Raw genomic sequence first — 14,487 nt, 5'->3', positions numbered from 1 at the left:
AGGATCAGGCCCTGGAGGTTGATCAGGTCAAGAAGTCCGAGAGCGGCATGATCGTCGATCCCATTACCATGCGCCCGGAGCAGAAAATCTACGAGGCTCTGGAAGTGATGGAAAAATACCGCATCTCCGGTGTGCCGATCACCACCAACGGTCGTCTGGTCGGTATTCTGACCAATCGCGATCTGCGTTTTGAAACCCAGTTGGACCAGCCTATCTCCAATGTCATGACCAAGGATGACCTGGTCACCGTTCCGCCCGGAACCACCCTCGAAGAGGCCAAGTATCATCTGCACAAGCATCGCATCGAAAAACTGCTGGTGGTCGACGATGATTACCAGCTCAAGGGCCTGATTACCATCAAGGATATCGAGAAGGTCCGCAAGTATCCTTTCGCCTGCAAGGACGATATCGGTCGCCTGCGCGTCGGCGCGGCGGTTGGCGTCGGAGCTGATCGCGAGGAACGGCTTGAGGCGCTGGTGCGGGCCGGTGTCGATGTTGTGGTGCTCGATACCGCTCACGGCCACTCCCAGACGGTTCTGGACGCGCTGGCCGATACCCGACGCGCCTATCCCGAGCTGCAGCTTATCGCCGGCAACATCGCCACGGCCGAGGCCGCCGAAGCGCTGATCCGGGCCGGCGCCGATGCCGTCAAGGTCGGCATCGGACCGGGTTCCATCTGCACCACGAGGGTGGTTGCCGGGGTTGGCGTGCCGCAGATCTCCGCCATCATGGATGTGGCCAAGGTGACCCGCAAGGCGGGCATTCCGCTGATCGCCGACGGCGGAATCAAATATTCCGGCGAGGTGCCCAAGGCCATTGCCGCCGGTGCCGATGTCATCATGATCGGTTCGCTGTTTGCCGGAACCGAGGAGTCCCCCGGCGAGACCATCCTCTACCAGGGGCGTACCTATAAATCCTATCGCGGCATGGGCAGCCTCGGCGCCATGAAGCAGGGCAGCAAGGACCGTTATTTCCAGAGTGACGTCGAATCGGAGGTCAAGCTGGTCCCGGAAGGGATCGAGGGGCGCGTGCCGTTTCGCGGCAGCCTGTCGGAGAACATCCATCAGCTGCTCGGAGGCCTGCGTGCCGGCATGGGGTATACCGGCTGCCGCACCCTCGGGGAACTGCAGACCAGGGCCCGGTTCATTCGAATCACCAACGCCGGTTTGCGCGAATCCCACGTCCACGATGTCGCCATAACCCATGAAGCGCCCAACTATCGCGTCGAACGCAGTTTCTGAACACGGGCGACGATAACAGGCAAAATCCTGAGTTGTTAACAGGGATGGAAGGGGACCTGGACTCTCGGTCATGGTCATTATCCCCGTTTATGCAGGGTTTTGATATGTCGCAAATCGGAAAATAAAATCAAAAGTTCAACGGAGTGCCCATGTCCCAGGATATCCATGGTGAAAAGATACTTATACTCGACTTTGGCTCCCAGTATACCCAGCTGATTGCCCGGCGGGTGCGCGAGGCCCATGTCTATTGCGAGTTGCATCCCTTTGACATGGATCTGCAGGCGATCCGCGCGTTCGAGCCCAGCGGCATTATTCTTTCGGGTGGTCCCAAGTCGGTGTACGAGGAGGGCGCGCCGGTGGTGGAAGAGGCCCTGTTCGAACTGGGTGTTCCGGTTCTGGGAATCTGTTACGGCATGCAGCTGATGTCCCGCCATTTCGGTGGTCGGGTGGTGCCGGCCGGCAAACGCGAATACGGGCATGCCAACCTGATGCCCTGCGGCACGCCCGGTCCGCTGTTCAACGATTTTTTCGTCGAGGGCAAAAGCCCGGTATGGATGAGCCACGGCGACCATGTCGAGGCCGTGCCCGCGGGATTCGAAGTGGTTGGGTACAGTGACAACGCGCCGGTGTGCGCCATCCAGAATGTGGAGCGTAACCTGTACGGCGTACAGTTCCACCCCGAAGTCAATCACACGCCGCGCGGCGAGCAACTGCTCGATACTTTTGTGCGCCAGGTCTGCGGCTGTACCGGTCAATGGACCCCCGGCCACATCATCGAGGACGCGGTGAACCGCATTCGCGAGCAGGTTGGCCGGGAGCGGGTGATCCTCGGCCTGTCCGGTGGCGTCGATTCCTCTGTCGCCGCGGCGCTGATTCAGCGCGCCATCGGTGACCAGCTGGTCTGCGTTTTCGTCGATAACGGGCTGCTGCGCCTGGACGAGGGGGATCAGGTGATGCGCACCTTCGCTCAGAACATGGGCGTCAACGTAATCCGTGTCAATGCGCAAGACCGTTTCATGACCGCCCTGGAAGGGGTTGAGGATCCGGAGCGCAAGCGCAAGATCATCGGCAATCTGTTCGTGGAGATCTTCGAGGAAGAGTCCGTCAGAATCGAGGATGCCACCTGGCTGGCCCAGGGTACCATCTATCCCGACGTCATCGAGTCGGCCGGTGCCAAGACCGGCAAGGCCCACAACATCAAGAGCCACCACAATGTCGGCGGGCTGCCCGAGCATATGAAGCTCAAACTGCTGGAGCCGCTGCGCGAACTTTTCAAGGACGAAGTGCGTGCCATCGGAGAAGAGCTCGGCCTGCCTCACCAGATGGTTTACCGTCACCCTTTCCCCGGACCGGGGCTGGGGGTGCGCATACTCGGCGAGGTCAAAAAGGAATACGCCGATATCCTGCGCCGCGCCGATGCCATCTATATCGAAGAGTTGTACCGCACCGGGCATTACGACAAGATCAGCCAGGCGTTCGCCGTGTTTCTGCCGGTCAGGAGCGTCGGCGTCATGGGCGACGGACGCACCTACGAATATGTCATCGCCCTGCGCGCCGTGGAGACCCGGGATTTCATGACCGCCGGCTGGTATCCGCTGCCCTATGCGGAGATGGCTCACATCAGCGGCCGCATCATCAACGAGGTCAAGGGCGTCAACCGGGTGGTCTACGATATTTCCAGCAAGCCTCCCGCGACCATCGAGTGGGAATAGGGCGGTGACGGCCGCGAAAGCCGACGGCCGCGGTCGCCCGCCGCGCAAGTACAGTCAGGCGGCGCGTCTGCACGATCTGGTCCGCATGCTTGAAGCCCGTCACGGCAGTACTGTGGAAGAACTGGCGGAGGAGTGCGGCGTCAACCGCCGCACCGTTTATCGCGACCTGCAAGCCATTCAGGAAGCCGGCTATCCCCTGGTCAAGGAGTTCTCGGGGGATGGCCGGATTCTTTACCGGTTTGTTTCCGGTTTCTCCAGGATCCCGCCCATCACCTTTTCCCTCTCCGAGCTGATGACCCTCTATCTGTGTCGCTCCCAGCTCGGCCTGCTGGAGGGAACACCCTTCATTGACGATCTGGACGCCGTGTTCGGTCGCATTCGCGCCAGTTTGCCGCCGCGCAGCGTGGCGCATCTTGAACGCCTCTCCCAGACGGTCACACCAATGTTCCAGGGACGCCGCGACTACAGCGGAAAACGGGACATTCTGGAAGCGCTGCGCCGTGCTCTGCTGTATCAGTATCGATGCTCCCTCCGTTACGCTCCGGCCCGCCGGCCGGCGGCCGATTATCTGTGTGATCCGTATACCCTGCTGTTTTTCAAAGACGCCCTGTACCTGGTCGGTTACGTGCACAACCGCAAGGCGATGCGCCGTTTTCTGGTCGATCGTATCGAAACGGTGCAGGTCCTGGAAGGCCGTTTTGAGATGCCGGAGAAATTCGATCTCGATGCCGTCGACCGGCAGGCCTTCGGCATGGTCGGTGACAAGCCGCAGTTGATACGGATACGGTTTTTTCCTGAAGTGGCGCATCTCATCCGTGAACGCCGCTGGCACCCTACGCAGAACCTCGATGAACAACCTGACGGATCCCTGATCCTGTCCCTGCGGGCTGGCGGGCATAAAGAGATTCTTGCCTGGCTGTATTCCTTTTTGCCCCATCTCGAAGTTCTGGCGCCGGACGCTCTGCGGCAGGACTTTATTGCCGGCTTACAGAAGCCTCTGGACAGAATGGCGCAGTTGTGACTTATTCTGTCACAGCGAAGGCTTATCCTTTTGCTGCAGGATAAACATTCCACAGGAAAGGATAATGTCATGCTGATGCTTACCGTCGGGGAAAAAACGGGGGAAACGGTTTATCTCGATATTCATCATGCCGAGTGGCGGCAAGCTTCCGGAGCTGCCCATTGGGCCGTTTCCGCATTGCTGGGGGACGGCTGTTACGAGGGAGAGGTATTGATCGAGGCCGGAGAGCGGGTCGAAGTCACTTTCGCCGATGAATGGCTCGGGCGGCCCCAGATCGGCGAACTGTTCGACAGGTTCGGGCGCGAAACCCTGCTGCAGGCCATTCGCGACGCGCTCTGCAAAAACGGATCGGCTGGCACCAGTCCGGGTCACCGTCTTCCGGCGGCCTTGTTTTCCTGATGGCTGCGGCCGTTCGGTTAGCGCAGGAAGATCCCTGTCCATACAGGCTGCGGCGTTTTGCACTTCCCTGGATCGGACGGCCGAGGCTGTTGTCGTTGCATTTAACGACCGACTGAAGTAAAAAGAAGAGCATATTTTACTTCAGGAGCGTTTTTATGAAGATCCTGGTTCTCGCTTCCACCAGCCCTTACCGGATGCAGCTGATGCGGCAGCTGGGTCTGCCGTTTCATGTCGCTGCGCCCCAGTATCAGGAACGGATATCCCAGGACATCGCGCCGGAGTTGCTGGTCAAGCATCAGGCTGCCGGCAAGGCCCGAAGTCTGGCGGAAAAATACCCCGATGCGCTGATTGTCGGATCCGATCAGGTGTTTGTGGACGCGACCGGAAGAATCGTCGGCAAACCGGCCGGTTTCGAAGCCGCGGTGCGGCAGTTGCGCGGCATGGTCGGCAAAACCCACACCTTTTATACCGGATTGTCGGTCTATGACAGCAACCGGGATGAGGCCGTGACCGATTTTACGACATTCCGGGTGACCCTGCGGCCTCTTTCGGAAGATCAGATCCGGACATATCTGCTGCGGGAAAACCCCCTGGACTGCGCCGGCGCCTTCAAGATCGAAGGGTTGGGCATCGCTCTTATGCAGCGCCTTGACGGGGAGGATTATACGGCCCTTATCGGCTTGCCTTTGATCAAGCTGGTGGATTTCCTGGCGCATTTCGGGGTCAGGGTGCTCGGGGACGAGACGCATTCTTGACCCGTCGCGGATGCGGTGATACAGTGGCGCCGCTTCGTTCCCGCAAACCTGTCGCTGCTCCCATTGAACATCAACACGAGAATAACGTGACCGCTCCCAGGCAAGGGCCTGCTTGTCCGAACACAGGCCGAACATCGGTGCCGACGGCGGTTGCGACGGTTGGATAGTGCATGCATAAATCCTCGTTTGTCCATCTCCACGTTCACACTCAGTACAGTCTTCTCGACGGCGCCATCCGCATCGGCGATCTGGCCAAACGGGCCGAAGCCTGCGGCATGCCGGCCATCGCCATCACCGACCATGGCAACATGTTCGGGGCCGTCGAATTTTACAGCAAACTCAAAGGCAGCCCTGTCAAGCCCATTATTGGTTGCGAAGTCTATGTCGCGCCCGGCTCCCGTTTCGAAAAGAGCAACCTGCGCGGCGGCGACAAGGCCTACCATCTGGTGTTGCTGGCGCAGGATCTCGAAGGCTACCGGAATTTGTGCCGCATGGTTTCCTGCGGATACCGGGAAGGATTTTACTACAAGCCACGCATCGACTGGGAGTTGCTGCGCAGGCACAACAAGGGGCTGATCGCGCTGACGGCATGCCTCGGCGGTGAACTGCCGACCCTGATCGCGCAGGGCAAAACCGAACAGGCGCTGGCCCGGGCTCGCGATATGGCGACGGTGTTCGATAATAAACGCCTGTATCTGGAGCTGCAGGAAAACTTCATCGCCGAGCAGAAGCCGGTCAACCAGGGCCTGATCGCCATCGGCAAGGAGCTGGGATTGCCGCTGGTCGCCACCAACGACTGCCACTATCTCACACGCGAGTCCGCCGCCGCGCACGAGGTGCTGTTGTGCGTTCAGACCGGCAAGACCATGGACGATCCCGACCGCTTCCGCTTTGCCAACGACGAATTCTACCTGAAGACCCCCGAGGAGATGACGGAGCTTTTTCAATACGCCCCGGAAGCGCTCGCCAACACCCTGGAGATTGCCGATCGCTGCAATCTTGAGCTTGACTTCAATACCTATCATTTCCCCCAGTACGAGAAGCCGGAAGAAAAATCCCTCGACCAGGTTCTGGAAGAGAATTCCTGGAAGGGGCTGGAGGAACGCCTGACGGAGATCCGCCGGCTGCGTCCCGATTTTTCCGCCGAACACGAGCAGGTCTATCGTGACCGGCTGGTGCGGGAACTCGAATGCATCAACAGCATGGGTTTCCCGGGCTATTTTCTGATCGTGGCCGATTTCATCAACTGGGCCAAGGACAACGGCATCCCGGTCGGCCCCGGTCGTGGCAGCGCTGCGGGTTCGCTTGTGGCTTACGCCATCCGCATCACCGATATCGATCCCATCCCCTACAATCTGCTGTTCGAGCGTTTCCTCAATCCCGAGCGTGTATCGATGCCTGATATCGATGTCGATTTCTGCATTTATGGGCGAGAGGACGTTATCGACTATGTGCGCCACAAGTACGGGGAGGAAAATGTCGCCCAGATCATCACTTTTGGCACCATGATGGCCAAGGGGGTGATCCGCGACGTCGGCCGCGCCCTCAGCATGTCCTACGGCGACGTGGACAAGATTGCCAAGCTGGTGCCCGCGGTTCTCAATATCACCCTGAAGGAGGCCCTCGAACAGGAACCGCGTCTGCAGGAACTCTACGACAAGGATCCCCAGGTCAAACAGCTGCTCGATATCGCTCTCACCCTTGAGGGACTCACCCGGCATGCTTCGACCCATGCCGCCGGCGTGGTGGTTACCCCCAATCCACTGTCGGAATACCTGCCGTTGTACACCGATCCCAAATCGGGGGCTCAGGTTACCCAGTTTCCGATGAAGTACGTCGAGAAGATCGGCCTGGTGAAGTTTGATTTTCTCGGGCTGAAAACCCTGACGGTGATCGCCAACGCCGTGCGCCTGATTCGCGAAGGCAAAAATCCTTCCTTCGATCTCAAGCTGGTGCGGGATGATGATGCCGAGACCTACCGGCTGCTGTCCGCCGGCGAGACCACGGGGGTGTTTCAGCTGGAGTCCTCCGGCATGAAAGAACTGCTGGTCAAGCTCAAACCGAGCTGCTTCGAGGACATCATCGCGGTCTGCGCCCTCTATCGGCCAGGCCCTCTGGGCTCGGGCATGGTGGATGACTTTATCCTGCGCAAGCACGGCAAGAAGGAAATCACCTACGATTTTCCGCAGCTTGAACCGATTCTGAAGGATACCTACGGGGTCATCGTCTATCAGGAACAGGTCATGCTCATTGCCCAGGTGCTGGCCCGCTATTCCCTGGGCGGCGCCGATTTGCTGCGGCGCGCCATGGGCAAGAAAAAGCCCGAAGAGATGGCCAAGCAGAAGGAAATCTTCATGGCGGGGGCCGCCGGCAATCAGCTCGACGTCAAAAAAGCCGAGGCGGTTTTCGATCTGATGGAAAAATTCGCCGCCTACGGATTCAACAAATCCCATTCGGCGGCCTATGCGCTGGTTGCCTACCACACCGCTTACCTGAAGACCCACTATCCGGTGGAGTTCATGGCCGCGCTGTTGACCGAGGACATGGAGAACACCGACAAGGTCATCAAGAACATCAACGAAGTGCGCTCCATGGGGATCGAGGTGCTGCCGCCTGACATCAACGCTTCGAGCAGTTCCTTTACGGTGCATGACAATGCCATCCGTTTTGGTCTCGGGGCGGTCAAAGGGGTCGGCGCGGCCGCCATCGAGGCAATTCTCGAAGCCCGTCAGGAGCAGCCTTTCGCCTCTCTGCACGATTTGTGCGAGCGGGTCGATCTGCGCAAGGTCAACAAAAAAGTCATCGAGGCCCTCATCAAGTGCGGTGCCTTCGACACCCTTGGCGGATACCGCGCCCAGTTTCTGACCGTGCTGGAAGAAGCCATGGAAGTCGGCCAGAAAATGCAGCGCGAAAAGCAGGAGGGGCAGGCGTCTCTGTTCGGAACCGAAGAAATTGTTTCACCGCGCGGCACCAGTTACGGTGTACTCCCCGCGATGGAAGAATGGCCGGATAAAATCAAGCTCGGGTTTGAAAAGGAATCCCTCGGATTTTATATTACCGGCCATCCCCTGGGACGCTACCAGGAGGTCATCCGGCGTTTCGCCAACTGTACCACCGCCGAACTTGCGGAGCGGGCGGATAAGGAGGAAGTGCGCCTGTGCGGCATGGTCAGTGGCATGCGCGACCTGATGACCAAAAAGGGCGAGCGCATGGCCTTCGTCACCCTGGAGGACTTAAGCGGTTTCGTGGAAATGGTGGTGTTCCCCGACGTTTATCGAGAAGCGGCCGAAGTGCTGCATGCCGATCAGCCGCTGCTGATCAGCGGCACGGTGGAGGTGTCGGAAGATACCCGCAAGCTCATGCCCCGGGAAATCCTGCCCTTGCAGGAGGTCAGCCGCAAGGAGACCCGAAGGGTTCATTTCCGGTTTCAGGTGCCCGGGCTTGTCGACGATCTGCTGCACCGTCTCAAGGAAATCATTCTTCGCCATCGGGGCGGCTGCCCGGTGCTGATGCATCTGGTGATTCCCAACCGCAGTGAAACGGTTCTGCGCCTGCCGGAAAGCCTTAAAATTGCCCCCTCGGACGAAATGATGGAAGACATCGAACGCCTGTTTGGGTACAATGTGGTCACTTTTGAATAAAAGTTCTTTTGTCCGCTCATGGCGTGCTTCTTGCTGTAGCTCTTGTTGTGATATCGCGGCGGAAATGGATTTCAGGAGACTTTCATGCAATTTTACCTGGATTTTGAAAAACCCCTGGTCGAACTGGAACATAAGCTTAACGAGTTGCGCGGCTATTCCACCGATGAGGTCGATTTTTCAGGCGAAATCCAAAAACTGGAGAAGAAGGCCAAAAAATTGCGGCAGGAAATCTTTTCCAATCTTACCCGCTGGCAGTTGACGCAACTGGCACGCCACGTCAACCGTCCTTTTACCCTCGATTTTGTCAAGCACATCTTCACGGACTGGTTCGAGGTCCATGGCGATCGTAATTTCCGCGAGGACCCGGCGCTGGTATGCGGTTTTGCCCGGTTCGACGGCGAGCCCTGTGCGGTTATTGGACATCAGAAGGGTCGGGACACCAAGGAAAAAGTCTACCGCAATTTCGGCATGCCCAATCCCGAGGGGTATCGCAAGGCTCTGAGGGTCATGCAGATGGCCGAGCAGTTCGGCCTGCCGATCTTCACCTTTGTCGACACGCCGGGGGCTTTTCCCGGAATCGGGGCCGAGGAGCGGGGCCAGGCCGAAGCCATCGCCCGCAATCTTCGGGAAATGGCGGCTCTCAAGGTGCCCGTTATCGTTACCGTTACCGGAGAAGGCGGTTCAGGAGGGGCGTTGGCTGTCGCTGTCGGCAATCGGGTGCTGATGATGGAAAATGCCGTCTATTCGGTCATCTCTCCCGAAGGCTGCGCGGCCATTCTGTGGAAGGATGGGAGCAAGGGGGCCGAAGCCGCCGAAGCGCTCAAGCTTACGGCGCACGATATCGAAAAACTGGGTTGTGTCATCGACGAGGTGATTCCCGAACCTCTGGGAGGCGCCCATGCGGATCACGCGGCTGCCGCTGCGATGGTGCATGCATGTCTGCGCAAACATTTCGATGCCCTGAAAGGCCTCTCGTCCGAAGAATTGCGGGAACAGCGTTACCGAAAGCTGCGCGCCATGACCATCGTTGAGGAATAGGGCGCCCATTCCGAATGCCTCGCTTCCGACACGGTCTTGCCGTGACTTCAGATATGCCGGATGCGCCGTGAGGTTCGGGCGTCATTGTTTTTTTCGATGTGATGGCCCTCATGGTGGCTGTGCCGCTGTGGTTGTCATGGGTCTGAGATGCCCGGCTTTATCGCCAACAGGGATTGCAACTTGAACGCCGGGCGAATCGTTGTGGAGGAGCCATGCATAAAAAACTTTCCATAACATCAGCAGACGCTGTGCGTATCGGGATTGCTGTGTTGCTGACCGCCTGGCTTGCTGGATGCGGCGGCGGTTATCGCACGCGGGTCATGGACACCCCGGAAACGGCAGGCCTCAAGGGTCATCAGAAGCCCTATACGGTCAACGGACGACTTTACCGGCCGATGACGAGCAGCGAAGGATTTTCCCAGGAAGGCATCGCCAGCTGGTACGGGTCCGATTTTCACGGCAAAAAGACCAGCAATGGCGAGCTTTACGATATGCATGGCATGACCGCGGCGCACAAGACCCTGCCGATGGGGACCAGTGTGCGGGTGGTCAACCGGCAGAACGGGCGCGAGTCGGTTGTGCGCATCAACGACCGGGGTCCTTTTGTCGGCGAGCGTATTATCGATCTGTCCTACGCGGCCGCCAGCCAGCTTGGGGTGGTCGGGCCGGGAACGGCGCCGGTGCGGATCGAGGCACTGGGCATTGCCCGGTCCGATGATCTGGGGAACATTACCTATCAGCCGTCTCCGAGTTACGATGTCGGCAGTTTCGCCGTGCAGATCGGCTCGTTTACAGTTAACGACAATGCCCGGCGCCTGGCGGAAAAATACCGTCAGCAATTGGGGCAGGCCACCATCAAGCAGGAATGGGTTGCCGGTCGGTTGTTCTACCGGGTCTGGGTGGGTCGTTACGATTCCCTGTCCGCCGCTCATGCGGCCAAGGAAAATTTCGGGCGTTCCGGCTACGGCAACTGTTTTGTCGTAGCCCTGGACTGATGCCGAAGGGCGTTTCCCGGTAGAGATCTTTTTGATGTAAACAGTTCGGGCAGTTGTCATGGAATTTACGGCTCATGAAAACCTGTCGGCCAACGATACTCTGAAAAGCATGGAGCAGATCGTTCAGCTGCGACTTGAACTGCCCACCCCACCCAATGTCGTTTTCCGGTTGCTGGAAGTTGTCAGGGACGACGAACACTCTTTCCGGGAAATCGGCGCTATCATCAGCAAGGATCCTTCCCTGACGGCCCGCATGATGAAGGCGGCCAATTCCTCGGTGTTCGGATTTCCCGGCAAGATCAGAAGCATCGACAGTGCCCTGACGGTGCTCGGCATCAACCTGATTCGGAATATCGCCCTGTCGTTCGTCATCGTGGAGGGGATAACCTGCCCCCCGGCCCGCTGGTTTGACATCACGTATTTCTGGAAACGCGCCATCACTTCGGCCGTTGCCGCCGAGATGATTGCCTCCCTGACCGGTTTACACAGCGATGATACTTTTCTGTGCTCACTGCTGCAGGACATCGGGGTGCTGGTCATGTACCAGCAAATGGAGGATGACTACAAGCAGGTCCTGCTGATGAAAGCTTTTGCCGGAAGCCAGAGTTTTCCCGTGGAGAGGGAGCTTATCGGTTTCGATCATGGTCAGCTGGGGGGATTGATGCTCAAGCAGTGGGGATTGCCCGAGAGCGTGTATCTTCCGGTTTTCCACCATCATGACCGGCCGCCGGGGGCTTTTCCCGATGCGGCGCTGATTGGCATTCTCCGCGTCGGGGACATGCTGTCCGCACTGTATCATGGTGCCGCCGGCAGTCGCACCCTGGAGCTTGTGTTTGACATCCTGGAGAGCAGCTACGGGCTGGAACGGGAGGCCATAAAGCAGATGATCGATCTTCTGGCCGCAAGGACCATGGAGATTCTGAATTTTTTCGACATCGATCCGGGCGAGATGAAACCGCTTTCGCAGCTTTTGCAGGAGGCCAACGCCGAACTCGGCAAACGGGCGATGTCTTATGAATGTCTGGTAGGCCAGTTGCGGCAATCCCGGGAAGAATCCACGCGGTTTATCGCCAAATTGCTCGAAGCCAACAACGAACTGCGCAACCTCGCATACCGGGACGAATTGACCGGACTCTATAATCATCGCTATTTTCTGCAGCAGATCGACAAGGAACTGGAGCGTTCCAGCCGTTACGGCAGCCCTCTGTCGCTGATGTTTTTTGATATCGACTTTTTCAAGGACATCAACGACTCTCACGGTCATCTGGCGGGGGATGCGGTGCTGCGCAGCATTGCAAGCCAGGTGACGACCTGCATGCGCGGTTGCGATGTGGTGGCACGTTACGGCGGCGATGAATTCGCTGTCATTATGCCGGAAACGGATCGCGGCGGACTGGAGTCCCTGTGCGAGCGTCTGCGTGGGCATATTGAAAGGACACAGATTTCCGTCAACGGCAAAACCCTCGGCATCACTGTCAGTATCGGCGGTGCCTGCTTCGATGGCCAGGGTCAGAAAGTCACCCGTTTCGCCATGCTGAATGTCGCCGATCAGGCTATTTATCAGTCGAAAAAGTCCGGCCGCAATACCATAACGGTCAGAACGATTGTATGATGAGCCTGTTTTTTTAATGCCTTTATTTCACTGAACATGCAGGGGCAATCATGGACAAAAAAAAAGAATTTGTACTGAAAATGGCGCCGAATCACGCGCTGAGCCTGTATCCCGCCTGTGATACCTGTGACGGCCAAAAGCCCGGGATCGGCTATTTATGTGGCAGCGACGAGGAAGGCAATGGTTTTGTCGTCTGGATTTCCGACAAGAATGTTTATCAGCTGATGGAAAAAATAATTGCCAGACGCTGAAGTTTTGACTTTTCGACAATTTTCTGTTCCATATGAATACGCCTCTTGCCGTTTATCGCAGGGGGCGTTTTTGTATACTGATTGTGAAAACATCGTGATGTCGATTTCTCGTCCAGGGAGGGTACCATGAACATTCTGGTGGCTTGTGATTCCTTCAAGGGCAGCCTGACGGCCGTCGAGGCATGCACTATCATTGCCGCTACGCTGGGTCGCATTCATCCGGGCTGGAACTTGCGCGTCTGTCCGCTGGCCGATGGCGGCGAAGGTACGGCCGAGCTCCTGACCGGCGCGGCGCAGGGATGCTGGAGGGACGTTGGGGATGTGATGGGACCGTTGCCCGGCATGCGCATGACCGCCTCCTACGGCTGGGTTGCCCCGAGCGCAACGGCCATCGTGGAAATGGCCAGAGCCAGCGGCCTGGTGCTTCTGGATGCCGCGCATCGTCGCCCGCTGGAAACCACTACCTACGGTACGGGGCAGCTTCTGCAGGCAGCGGTACGGCAGGGCGCCCGTCACATATTGCTGACGCTTGGCGGCAGCGCCACGGTGGACGGCGGTACCGGCGCTGCGCGGGCCCTCGGATGGCGATTTCTCGACGCCATGGGACAACCGGTCCCGCTCGGCGGCGGCAGTCTGTCAACGCTGCGTCGGATTGTGCCGCCCGTGAATCGGCTGCCGGAGGTTACGGTGCTGTGCGATGTTGTCAACCCCCTGTGCGGGGCACAGGGGGCGGCACGGGTATTCGCACCCCAGAAAGGGGCGACCCCCGCCCAGGTCGAAATGCTGGAACAGGGGCTTGCCCACCTTGCAGAGCTTATCCAGGAACAACTCGGTATGAACGTGGCCGTTATTGCAGGCGGGGGAGCGGCCGGCGGTTTCGGCGCCGGCGCCGTGGCTTTCCTGGGGGGCAGGCTGCGGGGGGGGATTGCCGTGGTGATGGAACGGCTCCGGTTTGAACAAGAATTGCGGTCCGCCGATTGGGTCATTACCGGCGAAGGGTGTCTGGATCCTACCTCCCTGCATGGAAAAGTGGTCAGCGGTGTGCTGGAACGGGCCCGGCGGTTTGGGGTGCCCGTGGCCGTTCTGGCGGGTCGGCTGCAATTGAACGCCAAAGAGTGCACCCGGGCAGGGGTCCGCCACGCCCTGTCCGTTACCCCTGAGGACATGCCGCTTGACGAGGCTTTCGCCCGTGCCGCCGAATTGCTGAGCTGCGCGGCGGAGCGATTGGCCGCACGGTTGCATCCCCCGTCACGGACCTGACATGGGTTTTGCCAGGGATTTTACCTCTTCCGCAACTCGGCATCTGGCAAGGGAGGCTGTTTCTGGTATGTTATAGATCATGATGTAAAAATCTTCATGGTTTTATTTTTTCCAGGGGTCCAGAAGCAGCATTTGGGTCGGCGGAGGGAGGTACGAAGCCGTGGTTTTCGGAAAATGTAGCGAGCGGGGGCAGTCAGCGGTGGAGTATGCCGTCGTTCTTGCCTTGATTGTTGCTGTAGCAATGGCGTCCATAGGCGATTTGGGCAAGATTGTCAATCATACATATACGCCCGTGGCGAATGCCTTGCCGGGAGGTGATGACGGCGGTTCCGGTGGCGGTTCCGGTGGCGGTTCCGGTGGCGGTTCCGGTGGCGGTTCCGGTGGCGGTTCGGGCGGCGGTTCCGGTGGCGGTTCCGGTGGCGGTTCCGGTGGCGGTTCCGGTGGCGGTTCCGGCGGGGGTTCCGGCGGTGGTTCCGGCGGTGGTTCCGGCGGGGGTTCCGGCGGGGGTTCCGGGGGTGGTTCCGGCGGTGGTTCCGGTGGCGGTTCCGGGGGCGGTTGCGGG

Annotated in this window: 12 protein-coding genes; 11 read left to right on the top strand and 1 reads right to left on the bottom strand. The window is 58.9% G+C overall.

Translation table 11 applies throughout. The features are described 5' to 3' along the window. The 11 genes from guaB to AB7E65_RS07775 all read left to right on the top strand — a co-directional run. On the top strand, positions 1–1,241 hold a 1,241-nt coding region (guaB, locus tag AB7E65_RS07825; protein WP_428745606.1), incomplete at its 5' end, for an IMP dehydrogenase. A gap of 149 nt (positions 1,242–1,390) precedes the next feature. Next, positions 1,391–2,953: a glutamine-hydrolyzing GMP synthase gene (gene guaA / locus AB7E65_RS07820; protein WP_072285492.1), complete on the top strand. Its 1,563-nt coding sequence runs from the start codon at positions 1,391–1,393 to the stop codon at positions 2,951–2,953. Positions 2,954–2,957: 4 nt separating this feature from the next. Continuing rightward, complete coding sequence (locus AB7E65_RS07815) at positions 2,958–3,974, top strand: helix-turn-helix transcriptional regulator (protein WP_072285491.1); 1,017 nt, start codon at positions 2,958–2,960, stop codon at positions 3,972–3,974. Between the two features lie 69 nt (positions 3,975–4,043). Further along, positions 4,044–4,373, top strand: coding sequence for a hypothetical protein (locus tag AB7E65_RS07810; protein ID WP_072285490.1), 330 nt, complete (start codon positions 4,044–4,046; stop codon positions 4,371–4,373). A 155-nt stretch (positions 4,374–4,528) separates the two neighbouring features. Further along, positions 4,529–5,128, top strand: coding sequence for a Maf family protein (locus AB7E65_RS07805; protein WP_072285489.1), 600 nt, complete (start codon positions 4,529–4,531; stop codon positions 5,126–5,128). A gap of 170 nt (positions 5,129–5,298) precedes the next feature. Then, positions 5,299–8,769, top strand: a complete 3,471-nt coding sequence (dnaE, locus tag AB7E65_RS07800) for a DNA polymerase III subunit alpha (RefSeq protein ID WP_428745605.1) — start codon at positions 5,299–5,301, stop codon at positions 8,767–8,769. An 84-nt stretch (positions 8,770–8,853) separates the two neighbouring features. Continuing rightward, on the top strand, positions 8,854–9,807 hold the full coding sequence (locus AB7E65_RS07795; RefSeq protein ID WP_072285487.1) for an acetyl-CoA carboxylase carboxyltransferase subunit alpha: 954 nt from the start codon (positions 8,854–8,856) through the stop codon (positions 9,805–9,807). Between the two features lie 212 nt (positions 9,808–10,019). Then, positions 10,020–10,802 carry a septal ring lytic transglycosylase RlpA family protein gene (locus AB7E65_RS07790; RefSeq protein WP_320361374.1) on the top strand — a complete coding sequence of 261 codons (783 nt, stop codon included), beginning with the start codon at positions 10,020–10,022 and terminating at the stop codon, positions 10,800–10,802. A 58-nt stretch (positions 10,803–10,860) separates the two neighbouring features. Next, a complete protein-coding gene (locus AB7E65_RS07785; protein WP_072285485.1) occupies positions 10,861–12,414 on the top strand; it encodes a sensor domain-containing diguanylate cyclase in 1,554 nt (517 codons plus the stop codon). Between the two features lie 50 nt (positions 12,415–12,464). Then, the gene (locus tag AB7E65_RS07780; RefSeq protein ID WP_072285484.1) at positions 12,465–12,665 is read left to right on the top strand and encodes a hypothetical protein; all 201 of its coding nucleotides are present in this window, start codon (positions 12,465–12,467) and stop codon (positions 12,663–12,665) included. A gap of 126 nt (positions 12,666–12,791) precedes the next feature. Further along, positions 12,792–13,925, top strand: coding sequence for a glycerate kinase family protein (locus AB7E65_RS07775; protein WP_428745604.1), 1,134 nt, complete (start codon positions 12,792–12,794; stop codon positions 13,923–13,925). A gap of 193 nt (positions 13,926–14,118) precedes the next feature. On the opposite strand, the gene AB7E65_RS07770 is transcribed toward AB7E65_RS07775, so the two are convergent. Then, positions 14,119–14,487: hypothetical protein (locus AB7E65_RS07770; RefSeq protein WP_428745603.1), on the bottom strand; the 369-nt coding region annotated here is incomplete at its 5' end.

It is taken from the genome of Syntrophotalea sp. (assembly GCF_050253115.1).
GTDB classification, from domain to species: Bacteria; Desulfobacterota; Desulfuromonadia; order Desulfuromonadales; family Syntrophotaleaceae; genus Syntrophotalea; species Syntrophotalea acetylenica.
The sequence above is the reverse complement of the archived record's forward strand: the minus strand, read 5'-3'. Positions and strand labels throughout refer to the sequence as shown.